The sequence below is a fragment of the Streptomyces sp. NPDC046805 genome (genome assembly GCF_040645355.1).
Classification (GTDB): domain Bacteria; phylum Actinomycetota; class Actinomycetes; order Streptomycetales; family Streptomycetaceae; genus Streptomyces.
Map to the genome: position 1 here is coordinate 40,175 of NZ_JBEYYC010000014.1, position 23,657 is coordinate 63,831.

General features: G+C 68.5%; 28 protein-coding genes, 1 tRNA gene and 1 pseudogene. 14 read left to right on the forward strand and 16 right to left on the reverse strand.

What is annotated here, in order from left to right; all coding sequences use genetic code 11:
• Window positions 1-208 precede the first annotated feature (208 nt).
• Window positions 209-727 carry an N-acetyltransferase family protein gene (locus ABZ910_RS16950; protein ID WP_361364949.1) on the forward strand — a complete coding sequence of 173 codons (519 nt, stop codon included), beginning with the start codon at window positions 209-211 and terminating at the stop codon, window positions 725-727.
• 99 nt (window positions 728-826) lie between these two features.
• Here the strand turns inward: ABZ910_RS16950 and ABZ910_RS16955 are convergent, their stop codons facing one another.
• Window positions 827-1,618: a class III extradiol ring-cleavage dioxygenase gene (locus ABZ910_RS16955; RefSeq protein WP_361364952.1), complete on the reverse strand. Its 792-nt coding sequence runs from the start codon at window positions 1,616-1,618 to the stop codon at window positions 827-829.
• 203 nt (window positions 1,619-1,821) lie between these two features.
• On the opposite strand from ABZ910_RS16955, the gene ABZ910_RS16960 reads away from it, so the two are divergent.
• Entirely contained in the window at window positions 1,822-2,334 is a 513-nt protein-coding gene (locus ABZ910_RS16960; RefSeq protein ID WP_361364955.1) for a MarR family transcriptional regulator, read from the forward strand.
• A gap of 19 nt (window positions 2,335-2,353) precedes the next feature.
• Here ABZ910_RS16960 and ABZ910_RS16965 read toward each other — a convergent pair whose 3' ends face one another.
• Window positions 2,354-3,814 (reverse strand): MFS transporter, encoded by a 1,461-nt coding sequence (locus tag ABZ910_RS16965; protein WP_361365324.1) that lies wholly within the window; start codon window positions 3,812-3,814, stop codon window positions 2,354-2,356.
• Between the two features lie 244 nt (window positions 3,815-4,058).
• A complete protein-coding gene (locus ABZ910_RS16970) occupies window positions 4,059-4,700 on the reverse strand; it encodes a TetR/AcrR family transcriptional regulator (RefSeq protein ID WP_361364958.1) in 642 nt (213 codons plus the stop codon).
• Window positions 4,701-5,101: 401 nt separating this feature from the next.
• Between ABZ910_RS16970 and ABZ910_RS16975 the strand changes: the two genes are divergently transcribed.
• Both ABZ910_RS16975 and ABZ910_RS16980 read left to right on the forward strand, forming a co-directional pair.
• Window positions 5,102-6,409 carry a M6 family metalloprotease domain-containing protein gene (locus tag ABZ910_RS16975; protein ID WP_361364960.1) on the forward strand — a complete coding sequence of 436 codons (1,308 nt, stop codon included), beginning with the start codon at window positions 5,102-5,104 and terminating at the stop codon, window positions 6,407-6,409.
• A 62-nt stretch (window positions 6,410-6,471) separates the two neighbouring features.
• Window positions 6,472-6,547, forward strand: a tRNA-Arg gene (locus tag ABZ910_RS16980).
• A 68-nt stretch (window positions 6,548-6,615) separates the two neighbouring features.
• On the opposite strand, the gene ABZ910_RS16985 is transcribed toward ABZ910_RS16980, so the two are convergent.
• From ABZ910_RS16985 to ABZ910_RS17020, 8 genes are all read right to left on the reverse strand, one after another.
• Window positions 6,616-7,767: a tyrosine-type recombinase/integrase gene (locus ABZ910_RS16985; protein ID WP_361364963.1), complete on the reverse strand. Its 1,152-nt coding sequence runs from the start codon at window positions 7,765-7,767 to the stop codon at window positions 6,616-6,618.
• The gene (locus ABZ910_RS16990) at window positions 7,767-7,949 is read right to left on the reverse strand and encodes a helix-turn-helix domain-containing protein (protein ID WP_361364966.1); all 183 of its coding nucleotides are present in this window, start codon (window positions 7,947-7,949) and stop codon (window positions 7,767-7,769) included. Before ABZ910_RS16990 ends, ABZ910_RS16985 begins: the two co-directional genes overlap by 1 nt.
• Entirely contained in the window at window positions 7,942-9,243 is a 1,302-nt protein-coding gene (locus ABZ910_RS16995) for a replication initiator (protein ID WP_361364968.1), read from the reverse strand. Before ABZ910_RS16995 ends, ABZ910_RS16990 begins: the two co-directional genes overlap by 8 nt.
• A gap of 140 nt (window positions 9,244-9,383) precedes the next feature.
• Window positions 9,384-9,629: a SpdD protein gene (locus ABZ910_RS17000; protein WP_361364971.1), complete on the reverse strand. Its 246-nt coding sequence runs from the start codon at window positions 9,627-9,629 to the stop codon at window positions 9,384-9,386.
• A gap of 25 nt (window positions 9,630-9,654) precedes the next feature.
• A complete protein-coding gene (locus tag ABZ910_RS17005; RefSeq protein WP_361364974.1) occupies window positions 9,655-9,849 on the reverse strand; it encodes a hypothetical protein in 195 nt (64 codons plus the stop codon).
• Window positions 9,850-9,864: 15 nt separating this feature from the next.
• Window positions 9,865-10,056, reverse strand: coding sequence for a mobile element transfer protein (locus ABZ910_RS17010; RefSeq protein WP_361364977.1), 192 nt, complete (start codon window positions 10,054-10,056; stop codon window positions 9,865-9,867).
• A gap of 12 nt (window positions 10,057-10,068) precedes the next feature.
• A complete protein-coding gene (locus ABZ910_RS17015; protein WP_361364979.1) occupies window positions 10,069-10,695 on the reverse strand; it encodes a DUF2637 domain-containing protein in 627 nt (208 codons plus the stop codon).
• 83 nt (window positions 10,696-10,778) lie between these two features.
• On the reverse strand, window positions 10,779-11,882 hold the full coding sequence (locus ABZ910_RS17020) for an FtsK/SpoIIIE domain-containing protein (RefSeq protein WP_361364982.1): 1,104 nt from the start codon (window positions 11,880-11,882) through the stop codon (window positions 10,779-10,781).
• 469 nt (window positions 11,883-12,351) lie between these two features.
• On the opposite strand from ABZ910_RS17020, the gene ABZ910_RS17025 reads away from it, so the two are divergent.
• From ABZ910_RS17025 to ABZ910_RS17035, 3 genes are all read left to right on the forward strand, one after another.
• Complete coding sequence (locus ABZ910_RS17025) at window positions 12,352-13,545, forward strand: alcohol dehydrogenase catalytic domain-containing protein (protein ID WP_361364985.1); 1,194 nt, start codon at window positions 12,352-12,354, stop codon at window positions 13,543-13,545.
• Between the two features lie 454 nt (window positions 13,546-13,999).
• Window positions 14,000-14,722 carry a hypothetical protein gene (locus tag ABZ910_RS17030; protein ID WP_361364988.1) on the forward strand — a complete coding sequence of 241 codons (723 nt, stop codon included), beginning with the start codon at window positions 14,000-14,002 and terminating at the stop codon, window positions 14,720-14,722.
• Window positions 14,723-15,308: 586 nt separating this feature from the next.
• Window positions 15,309-15,650: a hypothetical protein gene (locus ABZ910_RS17035; RefSeq protein WP_361364990.1), complete on the forward strand. Its 342-nt coding sequence runs from the start codon at window positions 15,309-15,311 to the stop codon at window positions 15,648-15,650.
• Between the two features lie 179 nt (window positions 15,651-15,829).
• Here ABZ910_RS17035 and ABZ910_RS17040 read toward each other — a convergent pair whose 3' ends face one another.
• Window positions 15,830-16,627 (reverse strand): hypothetical protein, encoded by a 798-nt coding sequence (locus tag ABZ910_RS17040; protein ID WP_361364992.1) that lies wholly within the window; start codon window positions 16,625-16,627, stop codon window positions 15,830-15,832.
• A 463-nt stretch (window positions 16,628-17,090) separates the two neighbouring features.
• On the opposite strand from ABZ910_RS17040, the gene ABZ910_RS17045 reads away from it, so the two are divergent.
• Complete coding sequence (locus tag ABZ910_RS17045; RefSeq protein WP_361364994.1) at window positions 17,091-17,444, forward strand: VOC family protein; 354 nt, start codon at window positions 17,091-17,093, stop codon at window positions 17,442-17,444.
• A gap of 120 nt (window positions 17,445-17,564) precedes the next feature.
• Here the strand turns inward: ABZ910_RS17045 and ABZ910_RS17050 are convergent, their stop codons facing one another.
• Entirely contained in the window at window positions 17,565-18,380 is an 816-nt protein-coding gene (locus ABZ910_RS17050; protein ID WP_361364997.1) for a maleylpyruvate isomerase family mycothiol-dependent enzyme, read from the reverse strand.
• A gap of 186 nt (window positions 18,381-18,566) precedes the next feature.
• On the opposite strand from ABZ910_RS17050, the pseudogene ABZ910_RS17055 reads away from it, so the two are divergent.
• The 3 genes and pseudogenes from ABZ910_RS17055 to ABZ910_RS17065 form a co-directional block, all read left to right on the forward strand.
• Window positions 18,567-18,710, forward strand: a pseudogene (locus tag ABZ910_RS17055) (TetR family transcriptional regulator); the annotation flags it as partial.
• A 67-nt stretch (window positions 18,711-18,777) separates the two neighbouring features.
• Window positions 18,778-19,083, forward strand: coding sequence for a hypothetical protein (locus ABZ910_RS17060; RefSeq protein WP_361365342.1), 306 nt, complete (start codon window positions 18,778-18,780; stop codon window positions 19,081-19,083).
• 88 nt (window positions 19,084-19,171) lie between these two features.
• Complete coding sequence (locus ABZ910_RS17065; RefSeq protein ID WP_361365000.1) at window positions 19,172-19,531, forward strand: DoxX family protein; 360 nt, start codon at window positions 19,172-19,174, stop codon at window positions 19,529-19,531.
• A 64-nt stretch (window positions 19,532-19,595) separates the two neighbouring features.
• Here the strand turns inward: ABZ910_RS17065 and ABZ910_RS17070 are convergent, their stop codons facing one another.
• Window positions 19,596-19,991, reverse strand: coding sequence for a TraR/DksA C4-type zinc finger protein (locus ABZ910_RS17070; RefSeq protein WP_361365003.1), 396 nt, complete (start codon window positions 19,989-19,991; stop codon window positions 19,596-19,598).
• A gap of 101 nt (window positions 19,992-20,092) precedes the next feature.
• Between ABZ910_RS17070 and ABZ910_RS17075 the strand changes: the two genes are divergently transcribed.
• The 3 genes from ABZ910_RS17075 to ABZ910_RS17085 all read left to right on the forward strand — a co-directional run bounded on the left by ABZ910_RS17075 (window position 20,093) and on the right by ABZ910_RS17085 (window position 22,163).
• A complete protein-coding gene (locus ABZ910_RS17075) occupies window positions 20,093-20,551 on the forward strand; it encodes an SRPBCC family protein (RefSeq protein ID WP_361365006.1) in 459 nt (152 codons plus the stop codon).
• A gap of 190 nt (window positions 20,552-20,741) precedes the next feature.
• The gene (locus ABZ910_RS17080) at window positions 20,742-21,632 is read left to right on the forward strand and encodes a slipin family protein (protein ID WP_361365008.1); all 891 of its coding nucleotides are present in this window, start codon (window positions 20,742-20,744) and stop codon (window positions 21,630-21,632) included.
• Between the two features lie 9 nt (window positions 21,633-21,641).
• Complete coding sequence (locus tag ABZ910_RS17085) at window positions 21,642-22,163, forward strand: glutathione peroxidase (protein WP_361365011.1); 522 nt, start codon at window positions 21,642-21,644, stop codon at window positions 22,161-22,163.
• Between the two features lie 203 nt (window positions 22,164-22,366).
• Here the strand turns inward: ABZ910_RS17085 and ABZ910_RS17090 are convergent, their stop codons facing one another.
• Both ABZ910_RS17090 and ABZ910_RS17095 read right to left on the reverse strand, forming a co-directional pair.
• Window positions 22,367-22,558 (reverse strand): DUF397 domain-containing protein, encoded by a 192-nt coding sequence (locus tag ABZ910_RS17090; RefSeq protein WP_361365013.1) that lies wholly within the window; start codon window positions 22,556-22,558, stop codon window positions 22,367-22,369.
• Window positions 22,559-22,755: 197 nt separating this feature from the next.
• Window positions 22,756-23,613, reverse strand: coding sequence for a helix-turn-helix transcriptional regulator (locus tag ABZ910_RS17095; RefSeq protein WP_361365016.1), 858 nt, complete (start codon window positions 23,611-23,613; stop codon window positions 22,756-22,758).
• Window positions 23,614-23,657: the final 44 nt, after the last annotated feature.

Genomic DNA, 23,657 nt, shown 5'->3' on the forward strand with positions numbered 1-23,657 from the left:
GACGCTCAGCACTCCGGGAACTCACATCGAGTACCCCGTTCGGAGAACTCACGTCGAGAACTCCGGAACCACTCCGAGAACCCTCGAAACGCTCCACGGGTGCCCTGCATCCGATGGAAACAACGACTGGAATCCGGACAGAATTCCCAACCCGCCCCCCGTTTTTTCTGATCATGCAGTACCCTGTCGGACCACTTGGGGAGGCGCGATGCCGTCGGAACATGCAGAGGTGCAGGTCAGGCCGGGGGTCGAGGACGACCTCGAAGCCCTCACGAACATCTACAACCACTACGTGCGTGAGACGCCGATCACGTTCGACACCGCCGTCTTCACGCCGGAAGAGCGCCGCCCTTGGCTGCTCTCCCACCCGGAAGACGGACCGTACCGCCTGATGGTTGCCTCGGACACGGCCTCCGGGGAGATCCTGGGCTACGCCACGTCCAGCCCGCACCGCCCGAAGGCCGCATACGGCACCTCCGTGGAGACGACGGTGTACGTCGCCCCGCACGCCGGCCGGCGCGGCATCGGCACGCTCCTGTACAAGGCGCTCTTCGAGGCCCTGTCGGGCGAGGACCTGCATCGCGCCTTCGCGGGCATCACCCAGCCCAACGAGGCGTCGACGCGGCTGCACGCAGGGTTCGGCTTCCGGTACGTCGGCACGTACAGCGAGATCGGCCGCAAGTTCGGCCGGTACTGGGACGTGGCCTGGTACGAGAAGGAGCTCTGACCCTCGGGAAGGGCATCGCCTGAACTACAGCGACGCCAACCGACCGATCAGTGCCGACGTCAGCCGAACTGCACCGACGTCAGCTGAAGCGCACCGGCATCAGCCGAACTGCACCGATCGCTTCGCGAGGCCCATCCAGAACCCGTCGATCATCGACCTCTGCGCATCCAGCTCGCCGCCGGCCTCCGCCGCGCCCATGGCCACGAAGAGCGGGGCGAAATGCTCGGTGCGCGGGTGGGCGTACCGGCCGGCCGGGGACTTGTCGAGGAAGTCCAGCAGGGCGTCCCAGTCGCGGTTCTCGAGCGCGCGCCGCCCCCAGTCATCGAACTCGGCCGACCAGCCCGGCACACCGGGGCCCGTGTATCGCAGCGCGGCCAGGTTGTGCGTGAAGAAGCCCGAGCCCATGATCAGCACTCCCTCGTCGCGCAGCGGGGCGAGCTTTCGGCCGATCTCCATCAGCCGGACCGGGTCGAGGGTCGGCAGGGAGATCTGCAGGACGGGGATGTCGGCGCCGGGGAACATCTCGACGAGCGGGACGTACGCGCCGTGGTCGAGGCCGCGGTCCGGGATGTCCTGCACGGGCATGCCGGGGGCGCGCAGCAACTTGCGGACGGATTCGGCGAGTTCGGGGGCGCCGGGAGCCTCGTACGTCACCTGGCGGTAGCGCTCGGGGAAGCCCCAGAAGTCGTACACCAGGGGGACGGTCCGGGTGGCGCCGAGGGCGAGCGGAGCCTCCTCCCAGTGGGCGGAGACGACGAGGATCGCCGTGGGGCGGTGCAGACCGGCGGACCAGGCGGCGAGCTGGCCGGGCCAGACCGGATCGTCGGCCAGTGGCGGGGCGCCGTGGCTGAGATAGAGGGCGGGCATGCGCTCCTGAGCGGTGGCGGACATGGCGGTGACTCCCTCCGGCGGGTCTGGCCGAGCGGTCGATGCGAGCGGCTGGTGCCGGCGGCCCACGCAAGCGGCCGATGCGAGCGTGTGACGCGAACCGCCACTGCTTCAACCTCATGCTTTAACTCTCAAGCGTATTGCTATCGCAGACCCTACGCCCTACTTGTTCAACTTTCAAGGAGCACACTCGTAGAGTGGGACACATGAACCCGGCATCCGACTCGGCCGCGCAGCCGCACCGCTGGCTCAGCGCCGAGGAGCAGCGCGTCTGGCGCTCGTATCTGCACGCCACCACCCTGCTCGAGGACCACCTCGACCGTCAGCTGCAGCGCGACGCGGGTATGCCGCACATCTACTACGGCCTTCTCGTCCAGCTCGCCGAGGCCCCGGGCCGCAGGCTGCGCATGACCGAGCTGGCCATGAAGGCGAAGATCACCCGCTCCCGCCTCTCGCACGCCATCGCGCGCCTGGAGAAGAACGGCTGGGTACGCCGCGAGGAGTGCCCCTCCGACAAGCGGGGCCAGTTCGCCGTGCTGACCGACGAGGGCGTCGAGGTGCTGCGGCACACCGCTCCGGGCCATGTGAACGCCGTACGCCAGGCACTGTTCGAGCGCCTGACCCCCGAACAGCAGAGGACCCTCGGCGAGATCATGGAGATCGTCGCCGAGGGCCTTCAGCCGAACGAAGCGGGTGCGGATCTGCCCTGGCTGCGCTGAGCCGGGGCAGCGCGTCGGGTCAGTGGGCGACGACCGGCACCGCCACCTCGTCCTCGGCACCCTCGGTCTTCTCGGCGCCGCCGCCGGAGGCCACGGTGCTGCCGCCCGGGCGCCCGGCGTTGACGAGGGTGAACACCACACCCGCGGCGACGACCAGCATGCCCACGGCGAACCAGATCGCGTTGCTGTAGCCGTGCACCATGCCTTGGAGCTGGACGAGTCGCTGCTGCGGCACGGTGGTCGCGGTCGCGATGTGGTCCTTGATGTACGCGGCGGTCGCGGAGGCGGCGATCGTGTTCAGCAGGGCCGTGCCGATCGCGCCGCCCACCTGCTGCGAGGTGTTGACCATCGCGGAGGCGACACCGGCGTCCCGGGGCTGCACGCCCTGGGTGGCCAGGGACATGGCCGGCATGAACGCCGTACCCATCCCGAGGCCGAGCATCACCATCGCGGGCAGCACCAGCGAGGCGTACGCCGAGGTGACCTCCAGCCGGGCCAGCAGGAACATGCCGACCGCGGCGGTCAGGAAGCCGGGGCCCATCAGCAGCCGGGGCGCGACCCGGGTCATCAGGCGCGCGCCGATCTGCGTCGAGCCGGTGATCATGCCGGCGACCATCGGGAGGAAGGCGAAGCCGGTCTGGATCGGCGAGAAGCCCTTCACGACCTGGAGGTAGTAGGTCAGGAACAGGAACGTGCCGAACATCGCGATGATCGCGAGACCGAGCGAGAGGTAGACGCCGCCGCGGTTGCGGTCGGTGACCACGCGCAGGGGCAGCAGCGGGGCCTTGACCTTGGCCTCGGTGACCACGAAGGCGAGCAGCAGGACCGCCGACGCGACGAACAGCGAGACGGTCACGGTGTCGCCCCAACTGGTGGACGCGGCATGCGTGAAGCCGTAGACGAGGGAGACCAGTCCGAGGGTGGACAGGATCACGCCCGGGATGTCGAGCGGGGAACGGTTGCGGCCGCCCTCCGGCTCACGGATGACGAGGAACGCGCCCGTGGCCGCGACGATCGCGAACGGGATGTTGACGAAGAAGGTCCAGCGCCAGTCCAGGTACTCGGTCAGCACACCGCCGAGGATGAAGCCCACGGCGCCACCGCCACCGGCGATCGCACCGTAGATGCCGAACGCCTTGGCGCGCTCCTTGGCGTCCGTGAACATCACGGCGAGCAGCGACAGCGCGGCCGGGGCGAGAAGGGCACCGAAGACGCCCTGGAGCGCACGGGCGCCGAACATCATGGCGCCGCTGGTGGCCACGCCGCCGAGCGCGGAGGCGACGGCGAAACCGATCAGGCCGATGACGAAGGCCCGCTTACGGCCCCACAGGTCGGCGATCCGGCCGCCGAACAGGAGCAGACCGCCGAAGGCGAGGGCGTAGGCCGTGACGACCCACTGCCGGTTGCCGTCGGTGATGCCCAGGTCGTGCTGGGCGGAGGGCAGGGCGATGTTCACGATGGTCGAGTCGAGGACGACCATCAGCTGGGCCAGCGCGATGAAGACGAGCGCCTTCCAGCGGCTGGCGTGAGCGTCGGGCACGCTTCGGGCTGTTTCGGACATGGGGGTACCCACTTCGGGACTCCGTTACGGAAAAAGGGCGTGAAAAGGACGGGGAGGGGGCGAGGGGAGAGGGGCCGACCACGGAAGTCAGCGGGGAAACGACGGGAGATGACGGCTCGTCAACGTCGACGGCCGGACTACGGTCCTGAACTGATCGGTCGGGTCAGCCTTGGCGCAGATCCTCCATGGTCACGGCCGTCCCCGGCAGGGCGGATCGGGCCGGGGCCCGCAGTCCGTCCAGGAACAGCTGCAGATGACGGTGTACGAAGCGGTCGACATCGCAGGCCGTACCGGCCGGGGGCCGGCTGAGCTGGGCCACGGCGACCAGCAGATCGCCGACACCGACGTCGGCACGGAGCAGCCCCGCCTCCTTGGCGCGGCACATGAGCTCCCCGACGAGCCGCTCCACACGTTCGCGGGCGGCCTCCAGGTCGGGATGGTGCTCGTCGAAGGTGCTGGAGATCATCGGACACAGGGCGCTGATCCGCTCGTCGGCGGCGACGTGCGCGAAGTGCTCCAGCGCCTCGAAGGCGTCGCCGCTCTCCGCCAGCGCCCGCTCGGCCGCCCGCACCGTACGGTCCATGACCGAGCAGACGACCTCACGGATGAGGGCGTCGCGGTCCGGGAAGTTCCGGTACAGCGTGGCATTGCCGACGCCGGCCCGACGGGCGATCTCGTCGAGCGGCCCGTCGGTGCCGTGCTCGACGAACATCTCCCGGGCGGCGGTGACGATCCGCTCCCGGTTGCGCAGGGCGTCGGCACGGGGCCGGGGCGCCTTGCGCTGCACGGGTCGGGGGGACGTCACGGTGGACACGGTGCACTCCTCAAGATGCTGATGCCTGCTGCCTGATGACTGCCGGCGGACGACGAACGACGGGAGGGACGACAGACGGCTATTGACTGATGACGACCGCCTGGCGACGGAGCGCGATCCGGGGAACGACTCCCCGTTTCGCGCGAACACAGGCATAAACGGGGAAGCAATCCCCGGTTATTTCCCACCGCCAGAAAGATTCCTCGTGACCTGAGTCACACACCTGAGCCGCGCCACCCCGCTCACACCTCTACCGGCCGGAAACCCACGCCCCACCTACGCAAACACCACGATCGGCCTCCTCCAGCGCGCGCCCCGCGCCCCGTCGACACAGGGTGATCGCAAGGGTGCAGTCGGAGACCGGCGGCTGCCATGGAGCGAGAGGTTCCCGCATGCAGCCGCAGCCGACCAGCTGCCGCCATGCGCCGGGCGCGCGGCGGATACGCCCGCGCCGCGTGGCAGCCCTCGCGTCCGTGACCGCCCTGACCTTCGCGGTCAGCACCTCGGCCGGAACGGGGCACCTCGCGGCCGGCCCCAGCAGCGCCGGAGCGGGTTCCGTCGCCCTGGCCCGCATCCCCGCCCTCAGCCCGTGCCTGATCAGCGGCGGCCACGAGGTCCAGATGACGGAGGGCATCCCCACCCCCCACGGCTACTCCCGCTCCACCGGCACCGTCCACGCCCTGACCCTGATGGTCGACTTCTCCGACGCGCCGGGCGACGGCAAAGCCCTCGACCGCTTCCGCGAGTTCTTCCCGAAGACCCGGAACTGGTTCCGCACCGCCTCCTACGGTCACCTCGACTACCGCCCCGAGACCCCGATCGACGGCTGGCTGCGGATGCCGAAACCGTTCAAGGAGTACGGCATAGAACGCGGCGCTCCCTTCGACCCCGGCTACCGCCGCCTCGTCCAGGACATAGTGGCCGCCGCCGACCCGAAGGTGGACTTCCGCGACTACGACCTCCTGAACGTGCTGATCACCCCGAACGCCGGCCCCTCCGCCCTCGACACGGTCCTCTCCGTGACCTTCGCCGGCAACGCCGAGGCACCCGTCGCCGACGGTGTCTCCGTCGCGAACGCTTCATTCATCTACTCCCGCCAGGACGACGGCTCCGGCTCCTACGACCAGACCGGCTACCGCGTCCTCCCCCACGAGAACGGCCACGTCTTCGGGCTGCCCGACCTCTACACCCAGGACGGCGGGGGCACCGTCGGCCACTGGGACATCATGAGCGAGGACTGGGGCGCCAACAACGACCTGCTCGCCTGGCACAAGTGGAAGCTGGGCTGGCTGGAGCCGTCCCAGGTGAGCTGCGCGGCGGCCCGGGGCAGCAAGGAGTACTCGCTGACGCCGATGTCCCGGGCCGGCGGCCGCAAACTCGTCTTCGTCCCGATCGACGACCGCACCGGCTACGCCCTCGAACTGCGCGCCCAGGGCGGCAACGACGAGACCGTGTGCCAACCCGGCGTACTGATCTACAAGGTGGACGCGAACATCGACACCGGCCGCGGCCCCATCACGGTGTACGACTCCCACCGCAACTCGGGCGGCTGCACCCGCAGCCCCAACGTCCAGGCAGAACTCTCCGACGCCCCCTTCGCCCCGGGCGCGACCTTCAAAGACCCGCACAAGGGCATCACGATCAAGGTGGCGAAGGCGGACCGGGCTGGGAACTACAAGGTACGGATCACACGCAAGTGACCCCCACACCCCCGCCGACAGATCCGGTACGCTGACGCCTGTGACCCACGCGGCCACGCTCCGCCTTCGTAGCTCAGGGGATAGAGCACCGCTCTCCTAAAGCGGGTGTCGCAGGTTCGAATCCTGCCGGGGGCACCAGCCAAAAGGCCCCGGACCGATCATGGTCCGGGGCCTTTGACATCCAGTTCTGACATCAACGAGGACGGTCACCGACGACCGGGACGCCTCCGCAGCAGGCGGTCCATGTGGCTCATGGCCTCTCGCTGGGTGTCCTGGACGACGTGGGTGTAGACGTCCATGGTGATGCTGATCTGAGAGTGCCCGAGGATCTCCATCACGACGCGAGGCGCAACTCCAGCCGCCGTGAGGAGAGTCGCGGTGCCGTGGCGGGCGTCGTGCAGCCGGATGACGCGGAGGCCGGCCGACTGGGCGATGCGGGTGAAGGAGCGGTAGACGTTCCGCGGCTCGACCGGGCGGCCGGTGCGGGTGGTGAAGACGTACTCGGACTCCCGCCACCTCTCCCCCGCCTTCGCGCGGGCAGCTGCCTGCCGCAGGCGGTGCCAGCGCAGGGGCGCGATGCAGAGGGCAGGGAGCGGGACGGCACGGCGACGGCGGCTCTTCGGGTCGTCGTCGTAGAGGACGCCACGGCGCCGCTGGGTCTGCTGACGGACGTAGAGGACACGGTTGTCGAGATCAAGGTCAGACCAGCGAAGGCCAACGATCTCTCCCCGGCGTAGGCCCATGGCGATGGCGAGCACGAAAGCCGCGTAGAGCGGGTCCTTACGGGAGGCGGCGAGGAAGTCGAGCGTCTCGTCGAGGGTCCAGGGCTTCAGCTCCTTGGTGTCGGTGCGGGGCGGCTCAACGAGCTTGGCGACGTTGCGCGTGATCAGTTCCTCACGGCAGGCAGAGGACAGCGCGGAGCGCAGAACTCGGTGCGATTCCTTGGCGGTTGCAGCGGTGGTCTCCTTCTCCAGGCGGACGAGAAAGCGGCGAACGTCGGCGACGCCGAGAGACTCCAGCCGCTTCGCGCCGAGCATGGGCACCAGGTAGAGCCGGACGTGCGCGTCGTACTTGTCGTAAGTGCTCAGCTTCCGTCGGGGCTTGATGACGTTGTCCAGCCAATACGGCAGCCACTCAGAGAGCTTGGCCGAGCGGGTGGGCACGGGTACGCCCTGATCCACCTTGTCGAGCAACTCGCGGCGTTTGGCGTCGCACTCGGCCCAGGTCTTGCCGTAGGCGAACTTGCGGGCGCGAGTGCCGTCCGGCTGGAGCACGTACACAGCACAGTGGAAGCGGCCGTCTTTGCGCTTCGTGATGGTGCCAGCGCCATTGGGGTTCCGCTTGCGTTGCTGGGCCATCAGGCAGCCGCCTCCAGTTCGTTGGTGATGTAGTCGCGGATGGCCCGTGCCGGGATACGGCGGCACCGGCCGATGGTGATCGAGGGCAGCCGACGGGAGCGGATCAGGTCGTAGACCGTGGAGCGACCGAGCTTGAGCCGCCGCATCACGTCCGGCACCGTCAGCAGCTCGTCGTCATGCATGAGTGGGTTCTCCTTCCGTTCCGGGGGCTGGCTCGAGGGATGCGGCTAGCCAGGCTTCGGTGTCGGAGAGGCCAGTTCCGGCGAAGACCCAGTGCGCGAGGACGTACGTCGTCTCGGGCTCGGGCCCGTTCGCTGGCGTGGCTTGGGCTCGGCGCCATTCGACGCGGGCGTTGCGGAGGGCGCCGAGGGTGGTGGAGTAGCGGCGGGACTTGGTGGAGAAGTGGCCGCGGAATCCGAGCATGTGGGCCCAGGCGCGGAGCCGGAGGTGTTCGAGGTCCTTGCGGGCGCCGAGGGTCCAAGCGGTGCGGATGAGTCGGCGGGCGTGGTCGCTGATGTCGAGCTGGGCCAGTTCGGCAGCGAACTTGAGCGGGCGGTCGAGGGCGCCTGTCGCAGTTTCGGCGCCCTTGGTGGCGTACTTGGCGATGTACGCGGCGACGGCTCGTTCGGTGAGCTCCTGGCCGTCGTTGAAGTCGGCGGATCGGATGGTGCGGACGTCGAGTTGGCGGCCGAAGGTGAAGGTGTGGCCGCGGCCGTCGATGACCGGGCCGTCCACGCGAACCCTGCTCGCGGCGGCACTGATGGCGTCGGTGAGCAGCTCGGCAGTGGCCCAGGCCGGGGGCGAGGTGTCTCCGCCGCCGGGGCCGTCCAGGCGGATGACCGCGTGGAAGTGGACGGCACCCCGCTTCTGGTACTCGGCGACCTTGGCGAAGGAGACGCGGGCGTGCTCGCGGAGGCGGCGCTGTGACAGTCCTGCCCGCTTGGCGACCTCACGGCGCAGGTACGTCGAGAAGCGCCGCCAGAGCTGACCGGCGTGGGCATTCCAGAGGACGGCCGCTTCGTAGTCGTAGGTGTCCGGGTTGAGCGGGGTGCCGAGTGCGTCGTCGTCCTGGTCGTGGAGGGCGCCGCACCGGCAGGGGCGTCCGTCCGTGCGGCGGTTATGGACCGGACCGAAGCCGGGGGCGGTGAAGGTGGCGAAGACGCGCGGGTGCGCGGCGACTTGCTCCGGGGTGCCCTTGCCGCCGCGTAGTCCGGCAGTGATCAGGTGGAAGGTGTCTCGGCGGTAGACCTCAGCGCAGGCCGGGCAACGGGTCGTACGGCGGTTGTTGCAGCGGACGAGGAGTTGGCCGGCCGGAAGGTCCGACGAGTCGAGATGGCGGAGGACGCGGCCGATCTCTCCGGTCGTGGTGTCGAGGTTGTACTCGGTGCGGTGGCCGTCGAGGCGGATCGGGTGGGTGCAGCCGCCCAGGCCGGAGAGCTGGCGGAGGATACCGGGCAGGGTTCCGCCCATCGCCATGTTCGCGAGTTCCGGCAGCGGGGGCGGGGTGGTGCGCGTGAAGATGGCGTTCTCCTTCTGGCTGGCTTGGTCAGGGAGGACAGGCCCCGGGGCGGCGGATGCTTGGTGGTGTCGCGCCGCCCCGGAGGTCAGGTGCCGTGTCAGCGCCGGGTCTGTTCGCGGAACAGGGAGCGCAGGACCAGGGCGGCGATGGCGACGGAGATGGCCGTGACGGCGACGGTTGCCAGGAGCGAGGTGAGGACTACGCCGCCGACGAGCACGGTCACGACGGCTTTTTTGTCGATGGAGATCGACGGGAGCGGGCGCCGTACGGGCGCCTGGTCGGTCGGGGTGTGGGTGTGCGCGGGCGGCGGGGTGGGGTTGTCGGGGTACTTGGGCAGGAACACGGCGAACCCTCTCTCATCTACTCGTCTAGTTGTGTGAGCCGTTTATGACGCCCACGCCGGAACGCGTGCCGGATTCGATGGCCGGGGCCATGAAGGTGTGGGAGAGCCAGAAGCCGAAGAGGGCGATCAGGACGACGATCCATGTCCGGACGCCGAGGAACTTGACCGCTCCCCAGGCGAAGAAGCCGAGGACGACGACGAGCGGCAGGCTGACAGTCACGGTGTGCGGGTCCTTTCAGCGGACGGGGCAACGGTGTGTGCGGGCAGCCAGCTCGGCGGCGGCGCGGCTGTCGTAGTCGGCGGAGAAGCCGCAGCGCGGGGCGGTGCAGGCGGCGGTGTGCTTCTCCTGGCCCCGGTTGTCGTAGGCGGTGCCGATCTGAACGGGGCCGATGCGGGTGACGTCTCGGAAGCGTCGGTTCGCGGTCACGCGGTTCTCCTCTCAGAGGCGGGTGACGATCGCCTCGGCCATGGGCGCGGGAACGCCCAGGCGAGCGCGGAGAGTTGGGGTGTCGATGGGGGCGCCGGTGCGGGTGTGGTGTTCGGCGGCGACCTTGCGGGCGTGGTCGACCAGGGCGGCCGGGACGGGAACAGCGGGGCGTTCGGGCGGGGCCTTGATGGCGGGTTGTGCAGGCGCCGGGGGTGAAGGTTCGGGCGCGTCCTCCTGGTCCTCGATGACCTCGACGGCGCTGTCTGCGTGCGGCTTCGGCGCTGTGTGGGCCAGGAGCGTTCCGCCGAGGAAGGCGACCGCGGGCCAGCCCGCGACGAGGATGCGCAGCCATGCCGGCACCTGGTGGATGTCGAGGAGTCCGGCGGTGGCGACGTTGGCGCCGAGAGATGCGGTGAGTGCGATGACGAACCAGCACCACCCGGCTGCCTTGTCGGTACCGGAGCGCAGTCGACGCCAGGCGGCGACGAGCAGCAGGTCGACGCTGATCGGGTAGGCCCAGGCTTTCCAGCCGTCCTGTCCGGCCGCAGAGGCGATGTCGTGCAGGTGGGCGAAGGACAGCGCGGCGGCGATGACCGCTTGGACGAGTACCGCGTCGACGCGGGCCAGGTGGGCGCGCATGATGCGGCTCCTTCCGGATTCGGGCATGGGAGGGGTAGGGGCGTGGCGCGAGGCGGTCACGCCAACCGGGTTGCGGGGAAAGATCAGTCGGTCACGGGGTGCGGCTTCACGACGGAGACGGGTGCCTCGACCGGTCGTGCAGGCACGTCGGGACGGAAGGGCTTGAGCGAGGGCAGCTCGGGGACCAGGTGCGCCGACTCGCGGCAGATCTCGGCGGCGTCACCGAGGGAGAGGTACGGCGTGCGGATGCGGGACCAGCCGCCGGAGGTGTCACCGGCCACGGCAAGGCCGGGCTGTTCCGGGGCGATGGCGCAGGCGGCGGAGACCGCTTCGGGGGCGATGTCGCCGAGCGCCATCTTGGCGGAGGCTTCGTCGTTGACACGGTGGCAGACACGGCCGGTGAGCTGGGCCCGGAGCATGGTCGCGCCTTTGCCGAGTTCGGCGCCGAAGCGCTGGCCGCAGACCTCCAGGTAGATGCCGGCGGCGCGGCCGAGCTGGGCGAGGCGGATGAGCTGGGTGACCATCTCGTCGCGGCGTTCCTCGTCCTTGCGCGTGGCGACGAGGAAGAGTTCGGCCACCTCGTCGACGAACAGCACGATGGGGACAGGACGTTCGTGTTCAGGCAGGCCCCAGATGTCGGAGGTGATCTCCTCGTCGGGGGTGTCCGGAGCGATGCCCTGGCGGCCCTTGATCAGGTCGTAGCGGTCCTCCATTTCCTTGACCAGGACGGGCAGCAGCTCGGCCGCCTGCTCCGGATCCGTGGCCAGCGCCGACAGCCGGGAGGCGAAGGGTGCCAGCTCCACGCCCCGCTTGCAGTCGATGCCGACCAGGGCGACCGGCTGAGGGGCGAGTCCGGCGATCAGGTGGCGCAGGTACATGGACTTGCCGGACAGCGTGGCACCGAGGGTGAGTTGGTGCGGGATGGTGCGGTAGTCGCGTATGAAGGGAGTGGCGTCCTCCCGCAGCGCGACCGGCACTTTCAGGAAGCCCTCGGCGACCTTGCGAGGCATCCGCACCCGCCTCAGCACGTCGAAGCCGACCAGCCGCAGCTCAACCACGCCCGGCTTGACGGTCGAGACGTACACGGCGTGAACGCCCCAGGCGTGCCGCAGCCGTTCGGCCGAGGCGGCGACGTCGGCGGGCTCCTGCCCCGGAGCGAGCCGGAGACGGAGCCGCAGTCCAGTCAAGCCCCGGCTGCGCCTCCGCGCGCCCACAGGTGGATAGGGCCGATGGCCATGAGTCGATCACCGCATAGGGCAGGCCGCGGTCAAGGCGGTGCCTCCGGCGGGGGATCGGCCGGCACCGGGATGGAGGGGGCGCCGTTCCCGACTGCGGGACCGTAGTGGCGTGCGCGGAGAGCTCCCATCACCCGGACGTCGGCCTGGACGGGCGAGGGCTCCTGGGGCGCGGGCGCTGCTGCATCGGTCATCCCTCAAAGCTAACAACGCGCGGACCTGCCCGGATGGAGATGACGTGCTTGGCCGGGAGCGTGGCACGCAGCGTTAGTGCGATGGCACGCGGGCATAGAGGGTCCGATTCCGGCGTGCATACGTTGGGTGGCAGCCCTACGTTGGGAAAGCCGAGGTCGCAAAGCCACCGAAATGACTGCCGGCACTTCCACGGCCGAGTCGCCCTCGATCAGCAGAGGAGATCGTCATGGCAAGCAGCAACCGCGCCGTCGTCTTCCAGAACCCGAGAGACATGCGCGTTGAGTCCCTCGACTTCCCGAAGCTTCAGATGCCGAACGGGAAAAAGGCCCCGCATGGCGTCATCCTCAGACTCGTCGCCACCAACATCTGCGGTAGCGACCTGCACATCTACCGCGGGTCCTTCCCGGTGCCCCAAGGCATGGTGATGGGGCACGAGATGACCGGGGAGGTCATCGAGGTCGGCCCCGACGTCGAGTTCCTCAGTGAGGGCGACCTCGTCTCCGTCCCGTTCAACGTCGCCTGCGGCCGATGCCGCAACTGCAGGGCGCGCCGGACCGACGTCTGCGAGACCACGAACCCCAAGGTGGCCTGCGGAGCGTACGGCTTCAACCTGGGCGACTGGGCCGGCGGCCAGGCCGAGTACCTGTTCGTCCCGTACGCCGACTTCCAGCTCCTGCGCTTCCCGGACAGGGACCAGGCCATGGCGAAGATCCGTGACCTGGCGCTGCTCTCGGACATCCTGCCCACCGCGTTCCACGGTCTCATGGAGGCCGGTGCCAAGCCGGGCTCGACCGTGTACATCGCCGGCGCCGGCCCGGTCGGCCGCTGCGGCGCAGCAGCGGCGCGCCTCCTCGGGGCGTCCTGCATCATCGTCGGCGACTACAACAAGGACCGCCTGGAGCTGGTGAAGAAGAACGGCTGCGAGACGATCGACCTGAGCCAGGACGCAGCGCTGACCGACCAGATCGAGGCCATCCTGGGCGAACCCATGGTCGACTGCGCAGTCGACTACGTCGGCACCGAGGCACACGGCATCGGCCGCGAGGCCGAGGACATGGACCCGGCCTACGCCATCAACCAGGTGATCGACGCCACCCGCGCGGGCGGAGCCACCGGAGTCATCGGCGTCTACGGCCCCGACCCGCTCGCGAAGTCGAAGGCCGAGCAAGAGGGAACGTACCCGATCGACTTCGGCAAGGCCTGGATCAAGTCGCCGCGGATCTCCGCCGGGCAGGCACCGATCATGCACTACAACCGCGAGCTGATGATGGCGATCCTGTGGGACCGCATGCCCTACTTGAGCGCCATGCTCAACACGAAGGTGATCAGCCTCGACGACGCCCCCGACGCCTACGCGACCTTCGACACGGGAGTGGCCGAGAAGTTCATCATCGACCCCCACGGCCTCATTCCCGCCTGAGGCCCGCCCTCCCCGACCCGCAGTCCCCGTTCGGGGAGGCTGCGGGCCGTGCCGGGCTGCTCAGCGACAACCAACGCTGACAAACGTCGACTGCTCCGCCGTTGGTCAGAAGGTTGACCAATGACGGAGCCGCAGATCACCGGCCTGCGGTTTCAGAATTTTGACTACTGATGCCGGCGGACGAGGTGCTCGGTGTACCGGCGCCCGAAGGCCCGGGCTAGTCCGTCTCAGTTTCCGTCTCATTCAGCGACGGACGCCGCCGTTCAGGAGGGTTCGACCGTCGGTTCTCGTTGAACGGGCGACCGAACATGAACCCAGGTGAACGTCCCATCAGGCCCGCTGGACCACCAAGAGACTTGGAAAGCGGGGATGCACCCGTCCGGCCCAGGGCAGGCGGGGACAGTCCCCGGGCACTCGAGGATGGGGAAGCTATGCCGGCGAGTACGCTCCGCGCATGGCTCTCACGGTGCACATCCCCGAATATCTGGAGGGCTGCGAGCTGATAGCAGGCGAGGATCTCGCACGCGAGCCCGCCTTCTGGCTCGCACATCTCATGTTGACCGTGGGAGATCCGGATCCAGAGCGCTACGGGGTGGACGCGTCGGTCTACGAAGAGATGGTGGAGCGCCTCAGCAACCCTGAGGAGCCCTGGCCGGTGCTGCGTGTCCCCTTCCAGGGCGGCCATACCGCTTACGTCGTGTACGCCAACTTCGACGACGCGAACAACGTCGACTTCTTCGTACGCCACCACGAGTGGGGACGACTCGGTTACCTCGGTCAGTGCGGCGCCGATGAGGCCGGACCCGGCCTGGCATGGACGGAGCTCGCCACACTCGCCGAGGCCGCACAGAACAGCAGTGAAGGTTTGACCGACAGCTCACAACGCCTTCTGCTCCTGCTTCCGATGCTCGGCGACGCCGAGATGCCCCGCGAGGCGCGTCACATGGTGGCGCAAGCGCTGGCCCACTGCGGCATACGTTCCGAGGCAGCAGACGAGTTGGCTACCGTACTGGTCGGCGAGCAGGAGTCCGATAGCGAACCCCACTGGACCGTGACTGCTGACAGTCCTGTCGCCGTGTGCTCGTCGTCCTACAGCCCCCGCCAGATACCGCTCGCCCTCGGCATCGCACCGCATCAGGCCCAGGACCTCGCGGACGCCCTCAACGGACGCGGGTGACATCCACGAGTGACATCAACGACAGTGGACGGCGGCGACAACCAGCAGCCGCGCGCGGCACCGACGCACGAGGCGGACCCTAGCCCGACCGGGTGGAGAACGAACTCCTAAAGCGGGTGTCGCAGGTTCGAATCCTGCCGGGGGCACCGGGCGAAAGACCCCGGACCGATCATGGTCCGGGGCCTTTGACATCTACTTCTGCCATCGACGGACGCCGTCACTGACGACCGCGACGCCTCCGCGGCAGCCGGCCCATGTGGCTCATGACCTCGCGCCGGGTGTCCCGACCGGTGCGCTTCCTGCCACTCCCCACCGCCAGGGCGTTGAACTTCCAGCCTGCGCGTACGACTTCAAGTTTGGGACGGTGTCCGGAAGATTGGGGTGGCTTCCCACCCGTGAGGGCGCGGGTACCGCTGTCGGGGTGAACCTTTCCCCTACGGGAGCATGTCTCGAAGGGCTGTCCGTAGATCCGTTGTGCTGCTGAGGTAGAAGTTTTGCGAATCGCAGCAAATGCGATGTCTCTCCCTCGAATCTGAGCGAAAGCAGAGCCCCCGTGCTTAAGAGATCTCTCGTAGCGGCCGCGGCCGTGGCGATGGTGGTTGGGACAGCCAGCCTGGCGGAAGCCGACGATGTGGTGCGCGTCGTGCAGAGCGAGCCGGTGACGATTCCCGCGGCCTCCGGCGGATTCCCCGGCAGGGCCGCAGCCGCGGCCCAGTGCCCGGCCGGCGAAACCCGAACGGGCGGCGGAGCCATCGTGACCGCCGGCAACTCCTACGCCGACAGGTACCAGCTCGGCGCGAGTGCACCGATCGGCGGCGAAAGCTGGTGGGCCTTCGCGACGAACTCGGACCCCTCCAGCCCGGGAACCCTTCAGGTCTACGCCCTTTGCGCGAAGGTGGTCAGCGCCCCGGTCCTCACTACTCCGTGAAACCGGTCCCGGATTAGCAGGCGAGAAGCGCGCCTCATGCACCAGACAAAAGGCCCCGGACCGATCATGGTCCGGGGCCTTTGACGGCGACGTTTGACGGCAATCGACTCCGCCCTCGTCCCCGGCTACCGCTGCAGTTCCAGCGACTGGCGCAGGGTCTTGCACGCCACCCTGATCACTTACGGCAAGAGAACGATCAGGGCGACTGTGTAAAGAGTGACGGCCGCGGTCGTGCCGTAAGCCTCAGAACGCCTGACACTTTTTTGATCTTCATTCGAGAACGCGTGGGCCGTGCGTTGGACGCCCAGGAAAACTCCCACCATGGCGAGCAGGAGCCCAACGCCGACCAACGTGTTGACGCTTGCGGCCGTCGGCGTGAAGTGTCCGATGAAGGCTCGCGCAGCCATTGCGACCAGGATGGGGATCGCTCCGACAGAGGCGATGAACTGCGCCTGTCTATACGCATATTCCTGATCTTGGATCCACTGCTTCTTCAGCCAGCCAGGACGCACCTGCGGATCACGGGGGCCCGTGCGGTAACTGTCGCCTATCGCGAAGGATGTGAAGTAGCCGCCGGCTAACCCTCCCACCCCGGTGATGAGCGAGAACAGTGTCCGCGCCGTCGGCAGGTAGAGCGCCGCCAAGACTTCGAAGGCGGCGAGGACGGAAACGATGGACACCACGACAGCCACCGCTATACACATCACCGCCGGCGGGAGGTTGGCGGTCTCGTCCTGCTCGGCTCCGATCGCCGCCAAGCCGATCGACCCGGTGAGGCTGGCGATGATCGCGACTACCAGTAACCCCGTTGCCAGCGTGACCAAGATTCCCTTGCCATGATGGGCGCTGGTGAAAAGCACCGTGACAGTAGGAACTGCAAGGGCTCCGAACGCTCCCACGATCGGGGCGTAGGCTGCCGCTCCTTTCCTGACGTCATAGTGGCCTTCAGCTTCTACAGCACCTGAGTTGTCTGCCATGGAAGATAATTGCCTCACGGTGGCCCCGCACACAACTCAGTTGCTCAACTGAGGTGAAATTGCTTGCCGTTCACCGGTCGGGGCTGCGAGTGGTTCAGTGAACGGCTGCACTTTCCAGCCGCTTCCACTCTCAAGCTTTGCAGCATCGAGTCTGAATCGGTTCATGCGTCAGGCAGGCGGCGTTTGAGCAGCCGGTCCATGTGACTGATCGCCTCACGCTGGGTGTTGTGCCCGACGTATGTGTAGACGTCCATCGTGTCCAGCACTGAGGTTCGATAGGCTCCCGCGGTCTTCGTACCCGGGGAGGGAGCACCTCACCGCGAGGCACGGACGACGTGGTTCACAGCCGGTACGGCTACGACGACGGACGCCGCCCATGGTCCAAAACAAGCCCTGGCCGGCCGGCCAGGGCCACACGGAAAAGTGCGTGTTGTCCAAGCCCTGGCAGGTCTAAGCTCGGCCGGTGACCTTGAAATGGCAACATGTGATTGTTCATTCGGCAGATCCGGAGGCCCTCGGGCAATGGTGGGCCGAGGCTCTTGGTTGGGTTGTGGTCCACACCTCCGATGTGGAGTTCGCGATCCGCCCGGAGCCGGATCGCCTGCCGGGGTTGGAGTTCGTCCTCCTTGATGAGCCCAAGAAGGGCAAGAGCCGACTGCATCTCGACTTCGTTCCAGATGATCAGGACGCCGAGGTGGCTCGCCTCGAGGCACTTGGCGCACAGCGAGTTGATATCGGTCAGGGCGATCAATCGTGGGTTGTCATGGCAGACCCCGAAGGTAACGAGTTCTGCGTTCTTGGCCGGCGGAGCCAGTAAGCGACTCCCTGAGACACCGGCACGGCCAAAGGCCGAAAGCTCGTGGCAGCCGCTCGCCGTTGGGCCCGGCCGGACCGGGCACTCCGGTGCGGCCGGGCCCCGCCAGCCCCTCGTCGCGTCCTACTCCTCCGGCTCCCAGGCCTGGAGCAGGTCGAAGAGGCGTCGGTCGCCGTCGACTTTCAGGGAGTCCACCGGAATACGGCCGTACAGGACCAGGACCAGCTCACTGGCCGTGCCTCGGGCGGAGGCGTCGGCCGGGCCCGGGCCCTCGCCGGCGGCGGTGGCGGTGGCGGTGGCGGTGGCGGGCATGGTGCCGGGCGCGGGGAGACGGCTGGCCCGCGCGCCGTCGGCGGAGAGCGAGAGGCGCCACGAGCGGCCCTCTATGGCGTGGAAGTCGACGGCAGCGGGCTCGTGCGGCCAGGGCTCCGTCGTTGCGCAGCAGGTGGACAGAAACTCGTCGACACCGTCGAGTGCCGCCTCGTCCGGCAGCGGCTGCGGGGCGCCCAGGGTGACCTGAGCGTCGTAGGTGTGCACCGCGATCTCCTGCAGCTGGTGTCGGGCGACGGCACCGCAGGTCTGCGGCGACTGCGACGCACCCCACCACGTCCAGCAACCGCGATCCGGGCCGGCCTCCCGCAGTGCGTCCAGCAGCTGCTGCGTCGATGCGGCCGACCAGGCCAGCAGGGCCTCGCGCTCCCAGGGCGCAGCCGGGCCCTCCGATGCGGACTTGGCCGGGGCGGCGGGCCCTGCGGTGATGGTGGCGGCCCAGGAGCGGCGCCCTTCGCCCAGGTGCTGCGCCAGATCGAACAACGTCCACTCGGGGCAGGTCGGCACCCGCACGTCGAGGCTGGGCGCGGAGGCGACCGCGGCGCGGAAGGCGGTCGACCGTTCGTCGATCAGCCGCAGCAGAACGGGGAACTCCAGAGTCTCGTCCACGTCGGCTGTCTATCACCGTGCTCCGCCAACCGGCACGCGATTTTCACCAGCCGCCGCAGCGGGCGCGCGGCACGGGCCACGCGTCCCCGGATGACCCGGTGTCCTGCTCGCCGCGCCACAAGCCCCTGTCTGCGCCCACTCGTCGAACCGTTGCGGTCCCGTCCAGTCCACGCTGGGTTCCTGAACATGTTCAGTGAACGTGTTCAGTCTCGGGCTGAACGGCGAGAGCTCTCGCGGGGGAAGGTGCTCGCGGCCGCGGAACGGCTGTTCCGCGAGCAGGTCTTCGACGCGACGACCGTCCGGCAGATCGCCGCCGAGGCCGGGCTCAGCCCGGGCAGCGTGATGGCGGTGGGTGACAAGCAGGGGCTGCTCGTGGCGATCTTCGACGGCTGGGTCGATGCCGTGCACCGAGAACGCGACCGAACTCGGCCATCCGCCGAACAGCCGTCGGCAGCCGCCGGTCGACGACGTCATCGCGCTGGTCCAGCCGTTCGTCGACTACTTCGCGCTCGATCGCGAGCTGTCGCGCGAATACGCGTCGACCATCGTGCGCGGCCGGCACGACTCCGCGATCTTCCAGAACCTCGGGCTGACCCTGATCGGCGAGATCCAGCAGGTGCTCTCCCGAGCGTGGGGTACGACGAGGAGCATGCGGGCAGGGCAGCCCGATCGATCTACTTCGCCTACCTCGGCATCCTCATGACGATGTCGAACGGGGCACTTCCCGATGACGTAGGGCGCGAGCAGCTTCGCGACGTCGTCAGCCTCATCGTGAACCGACCGGAGGATTGATGTTCCACGCCCCGAATCTGTGGTGGCCCACGGCACTGCTCGCCCTCACCCTGCTCGGTGACGCACTGCTGTCGATCCGCCCACCGGCCTTCATCCGGGGCTGCCTCGACGGGGTGGGCCTGCCTCGCGAATGGTGGTGGATACTCATCGTCGTCAAGCTGCTCGCCGCGGCAGGCCTGGTCGCCGGACTGACGTACGACGGGATCGGCCTCGCGGCGAACATCGGGGTCGTCGCCTACTTCCTGTGCGCCGTCTACGCCCACATCCGGGCGCGGTTCCTCCGGCAGGAGTTCTGGCTGAACTGCCTGGGGATGCTCTCCTTCGCGGTCGCCGTCCTGGCCGTCTCGTACGTCGCGTGAGAGTCGCATCAGACAGACTCGTACGAGAGCAGCCGCCCACCTCGGCTGAGAGCAGCCGCCCACGTCAGCGGCGGCGGATCCCGGCGCACTGGACGCAGGTAGTCGCGGCCGGGCGGATCTCCAGACGTTCCGCCGGGATCGGTCGACCGCAGTGCTCGCAGCGGCCGTAGTCGCCCTGCTCCAGCCGTCGCAGCGCCTCGTCCAGGGCGTCCAGGTGCTCGCGCGCCTGGGCCCGTAGGGAGGCGACATGGGCCCGCTCGAAGGCGGTGCTCGAGCCCTCGGGGTCGTGTTCGTCGTCCACCGCCACCAGGGCCCTCGCCTCGACGATCGCGTCGAAATCGCGGCCCAGTGCGGCGATCTGCGCGTGCGTGGCGGCGCGCTCGGCCGCCAGCCGGTCGCGGATGGCGTCCTGGTCGACGGGCGGGAGAGCGGTCTCGGCGGGACGGGATGCATCGCTCACTTACGTGACAACAACGGCTTCCGACTTCACATTCCGGTTGATACCGGGCGCACACTGGCGACAGAGGGCCATGCGCCATGAGCCGAACGTGGAGGTGAGCCATGAGCACCCTCGAAGAGCACGTCGACGTCGAGGTGTCGATCGACGAGGCCTGGGACAGCCTGCACCGGATGGAGCGCTATCCGCGCTTCGTGGACGGGATACGCGACGCCCGGACCGAGGACGACGGACGCGCACATCTGGACGTCAGCGCCGGCGGCCGCGACCGCGAACTCGAGGCCGAGGTCTCCGACCGCCTGATGGGACGCGTGAAGGATCACGTGGAGGAACGCGTGATGGAGTGGCGTACGACGGCCGCCCCCGAGCTGTCCGGCTCCTTCTCGCTGCAGCCGATCGACGAGGACCACACACGGGTCCAGATACGGGTCGAGTACGACCCCGACACGGTCCGGGAGAGCTTCGGCGGCCCGAAGGGGTTCGCCCAGGCGAGCGCGATCGAACGGCTGGTCCGCAGCGATCTGGAGCACTTCAAGGAGCACGTGGAGCAGGAACGGCGGTGACCGCGGCCGGACCGGAGATTTTCTTTACACACCCCTGACGCGCCGCATCGCATCCATACGGCCGCGCACGAAGTCCTCATCGGTGTCTCAATCCATCAGATCCATCCGATCCATTCGATCCATCCGTCCGGATCCATCGGGGATCTGGGTCCGGGCGGATGGATCGGAATCCGTCGGAGAATGGAGTGCCATGGAAGGCACCGTCGTCGCGGTCGTGGTCGTGGCCGCGCTCGCCCTGCTCGTGCTGCGCAGCGGGATGAAGGTGGTCAACCAGGTCGAGCGCGGGGTCGTGTTCCGCTGGGGCAAGGCGCTTCCGGGGTACCGGCAGCCGGGCATCACCTTCCTGATCCCGTTCGCCGACCGCATGCGGAAGGTGAACGTCCAGGTGGTGACCATGCCGGTGCCCACCCAGGAGGGCATCACCAAGGACAACGTGTCGGTCAAGGTCGACGCCGTCGTCTACTTCCGGGTGACCGACCCCGTACGGGCCTCCATCGAGGTCCAGGACTACATCTTCGCCGTCGGGCAGGTCGCCCAGTCCTCGCTGCGGTCCATCATCGGCAAGAGCGACCTCGACGACCTGCTCACCGACCGGGAGCGGCTGCACGAGGGACTGGCGCTGATGATCGACAGCCCGGCCGCCGAGTGGGGCGTCCACATCGACCGCGTCGAGATCAAGGACGTACAGCTGCCGGAGTCCCTGAAGCGGTCCATGTCGCGGCAGGCCGAGGCGGAGCGCGAGCGGCGTGCCCGGGTCATCACCGCGGACGGCGAGTTCCAGGCGGCGCAGCAGCTCGCCAACGCGTCCCGGATCATGTCCGACACCCCCGAGGCCATGCAACTGCGTCTGCTGCAGACGGTGGTGGAGGTCGCGGCCGAGAAGAACTCGACCCTCGTGATGCCCTTCCCGGTGGAGATGCTGCGGTACTTCGACCGGGCGGCCCAGAAGATCGGCGCCGGTATGGCCGCACCCGACGCGGTCCCGGCCATACCGGACGCGGGCCCGACCGCACCCGACACGGGCCGGTCCGAAGGCAACGTGCCCGCACCGGCCGAGGCTCCCGATGGCGACCGGAGCTAGCATCCGCCCATGACGACTACTGACAACACCGGCGACAACACCGGATCCGTGCTCGACGTCGAGATCGATGCTCTCCAGGGCGGTTCCGCGGACCTCTCGCGGTACGCGGGCCAGGCGGTCCTCGTCGTGAACGTGGCCTCCAAGTGCGGGCTCACGCCGCAGTACAGCGGCCTGGAGCGGCTGCAGGAGCGGTACGCCGCGCAGGGCTTCACCGTGCTCGGGGTGCCGTGCAACCAGTTCCTCGGGCAGGAGCCGGGGAGCGCCGAGGAGATCGCCGAGTTCTGCTCCGCGACGTACGGCGTGACCTTCCCGCTGACCGAGAAGATCGAGGTGAACGGGGAGGGCCGGCACGCGCTGTACGAGCGTCTGGTCGGCTTCGTCGATGCCGAGGGCCACAGCGGCGACATCCGCTGGAACTTCGAGAAGTTCCTGATCGGCCGGGACGGCACCGTCGTCGCCCGCTTCTCGCCGCAGACCGAGCCGGAGGCGGCGGAGGTCGTGACGGCGGTGGAGGCGCAGCTCGCGGGCTGACCTCCACCCGGAGCGAGCGCCTCGGGAACAGGCCCCAACATCCTTGTCACCGGGCGGTCTTGATGGTCCGGTGACAAGGGGCGAGCCCTCTCGGCAAGGACGGCGGGCTGGACGAGAGGGCTCTTGAGGTGGTGCTGTCTGTGCAGTTGTGGTTGTCGAGGGTCAGGGAAGCCCTCCTAACGCCTTGATCTGCGCCTGCACCCCTACGCCTTGACCGACGTCACGAAGGTGTTCCACGCGTCGGCGGGGAAGGCCAGGATCGGGCCCTCCGGGACCTTGGAGTCACGTACGGCGAGTTCCGCGGTCGCGGGCGACCTGACCTCGACGCATGCCCCGTTCCCGGCGGAATAGGAGGACTTCGTCCACGTCTCCGTGACGCCCTGAAGCAGTGCCATGTCCACTCCTGTTACGAGTTGCTGTCGTGCGATTCGCGCCAGCCCTGTCGACCGGCTGGCGTGATCGACGCTACTCGGCAACTCCTCCTGACGGAGCGGTCGTTCACTCATGTGGATGGCATATTCCGGCGTGGCTTCCACCTGAACGAGACGCCGGTGTACGATCCCGCGCTTCTGCCGTCACGCCCCTCCCACCCTCAACGGGCGTACTCCTTGGCCACATCCGAGATGTACTGGCGGGACTGCTCCACGTTCAGGGACTGAGCGCGCAGATGCTCGTACATCACCGCGTACTTCTGCACGTCGTGCGTCTTCTCCAGGTACAGGTCGCTGGTGACGCCCTCCAGGTAGACCACGCTCGAGTCGGCGGCGTCCGCGAACTCCAGGATCGCGTACTGGCCGTTGAGCCCCGGATGCGCTCCCACCTCGAACGGCAGCACCTGGACGGTGACATGGGGCAGCTGCGACATCTCGATCAGATGCTCCAGCTGCTCGCGCATCACCAGCCTGCTGCCCACCACCCGGCGCAGCGCGGCCTCGTCCAGCACGACCCACAGCCGGAGCGGGGCGTTCTGGGCGGTGATACGTTCCTGTCGCCGCATCCGCACCTGGACGCGCTTGTCGATGTCGCCCGTCGAGGTCTCGGGCAACGCCCCGCGCACGAGGGCCTCCGCGTACGCCCGCGTCTGCAACAGCCCGGTGACGAGCTGGGGTTCGTACACGCGCAGCGACTCGGCGTCGGTCTCCAGACCGATGTAGACGCTGTACGGGATGTCGCCGAACGCGTGCCACCAGCCCTGCTGGCGCGAGTCACGCGCCATCTCCATCAAGGAGTCGACGACCCGTTGGTCCTCGACCTCGTACACCCCGCACAGGTCACGGACGTCACGCTGGCTGATGCTGCGCCGGCCGTTCTCCAGGCGGCTGATCTTCGACTGCGACACCAGCAGTCGTTCCGCCACTTCCTCGGCCGTCATGCCCTTGAGCTCCCGGAGCCTGCGCAGCTCCTGGCCGAGCCGGCGCCGCCTGACGGTGGGATTGACATTGGACGCCACGGGACGTGCACCTCCGGCTGCGTGCCTGCCTGTATCCATGCATC

Bases quoted from the DNA above. Each gene is read 5' to 3' on its own strand.
- ABZ910_RS16950 (WP_361364949.1), top strand. From the start codon at position 209: ATGCCGTCGGAACATGCAGAGGTGCAGGTCAGGCCGGGGGTCGAGGAC.
- ABZ910_RS16955 (WP_361364952.1), bottom strand. From the start codon at position 1,618: ATGTCCGCCACCGCTCAGGAGCGCATGCCCGCCCTCTATCTCAGCCAC.
- ABZ910_RS16960 (WP_361364955.1), top strand. From the start codon at position 1,822: ATGAACCCGGCATCCGACTCGGCCGCGCAGCCGCACCGCTGGCTCAGC.
- ABZ910_RS16965 (WP_361365324.1), bottom strand. From the start codon at position 3,814: ATGGTCGTCCTCGACTCGACCATCGTGAACATCGCCCTGCCCTCCGCC.
- ABZ910_RS16975 (WP_361364960.1), top strand. From the start codon at position 5,102: ATGCAGCCGCAGCCGACCAGCTGCCGCCATGCGCCGGGCGCGCGGCGG.
- ABZ910_RS16985 (WP_361364963.1), bottom strand. From the start codon at position 7,767: ATGGCCCAGCAACGCAAGCGGAACCCCAATGGCGCTGGCACCATCACG.
- ABZ910_RS16990 (WP_361364966.1), bottom strand. From the start codon at position 7,949: ATGCATGACGACGAGCTGCTGACGGTGCCGGACGTGATGCGGCGGCTC.
- ABZ910_RS16995 (WP_361364968.1), bottom strand. From the start codon at position 9,243: ATGGCGATGGGCGGAACCCTGCCCGGTATCCTCCGCCAGCTCTCCGGC.
- ABZ910_RS17015 (WP_361364979.1), bottom strand. From the start codon at position 10,695: ATGCGCGCCCACCTGGCCCGCGTCGACGCGGTACTCGTCCAAGCGGTC.
- ABZ910_RS17025 (WP_361364985.1), top strand. From the start codon at position 12,352: ATGGCAAGCAGCAACCGCGCCGTCGTCTTCCAGAACCCGAGAGACATG.
- ABZ910_RS17030 (WP_361364988.1), top strand. From the start codon at position 14,000: ATGGCTCTCACGGTGCACATCCCCGAATATCTGGAGGGCTGCGAGCTG.
- ABZ910_RS17040 (WP_361364992.1), bottom strand. From the start codon at position 16,627: ATGGCAGACAACTCAGGTGCTGTAGAAGCTGAAGGCCACTATGACGTC.
- ABZ910_RS17060 (WP_361365342.1), top strand. From the start codon at position 18,778: ATGCCGTGCACCGAGAACGCGACCGAACTCGGCCATCCGCCGAACAGC.
- ABZ910_RS17065 (WP_361365000.1), top strand. From the start codon at position 19,172: ATGTTCCACGCCCCGAATCTGTGGTGGCCCACGGCACTGCTCGCCCTC.
- ABZ910_RS17075 (WP_361365006.1), top strand. From the start codon at position 20,093: ATGAGCACCCTCGAAGAGCACGTCGACGTCGAGGTGTCGATCGACGAG.
- ABZ910_RS17080 (WP_361365008.1), top strand. From the start codon at position 20,742: ATGGAAGGCACCGTCGTCGCGGTCGTGGTCGTGGCCGCGCTCGCCCTG.
- ABZ910_RS17085 (WP_361365011.1), top strand. From the start codon at position 21,642: ATGACGACTACTGACAACACCGGCGACAACACCGGATCCGTGCTCGAC.
- ABZ910_RS17090 (WP_361365013.1), bottom strand. From the start codon at position 22,558: ATGGCACTGCTTCAGGGCGTCACGGAGACGTGGACGAAGTCCTCCTAT.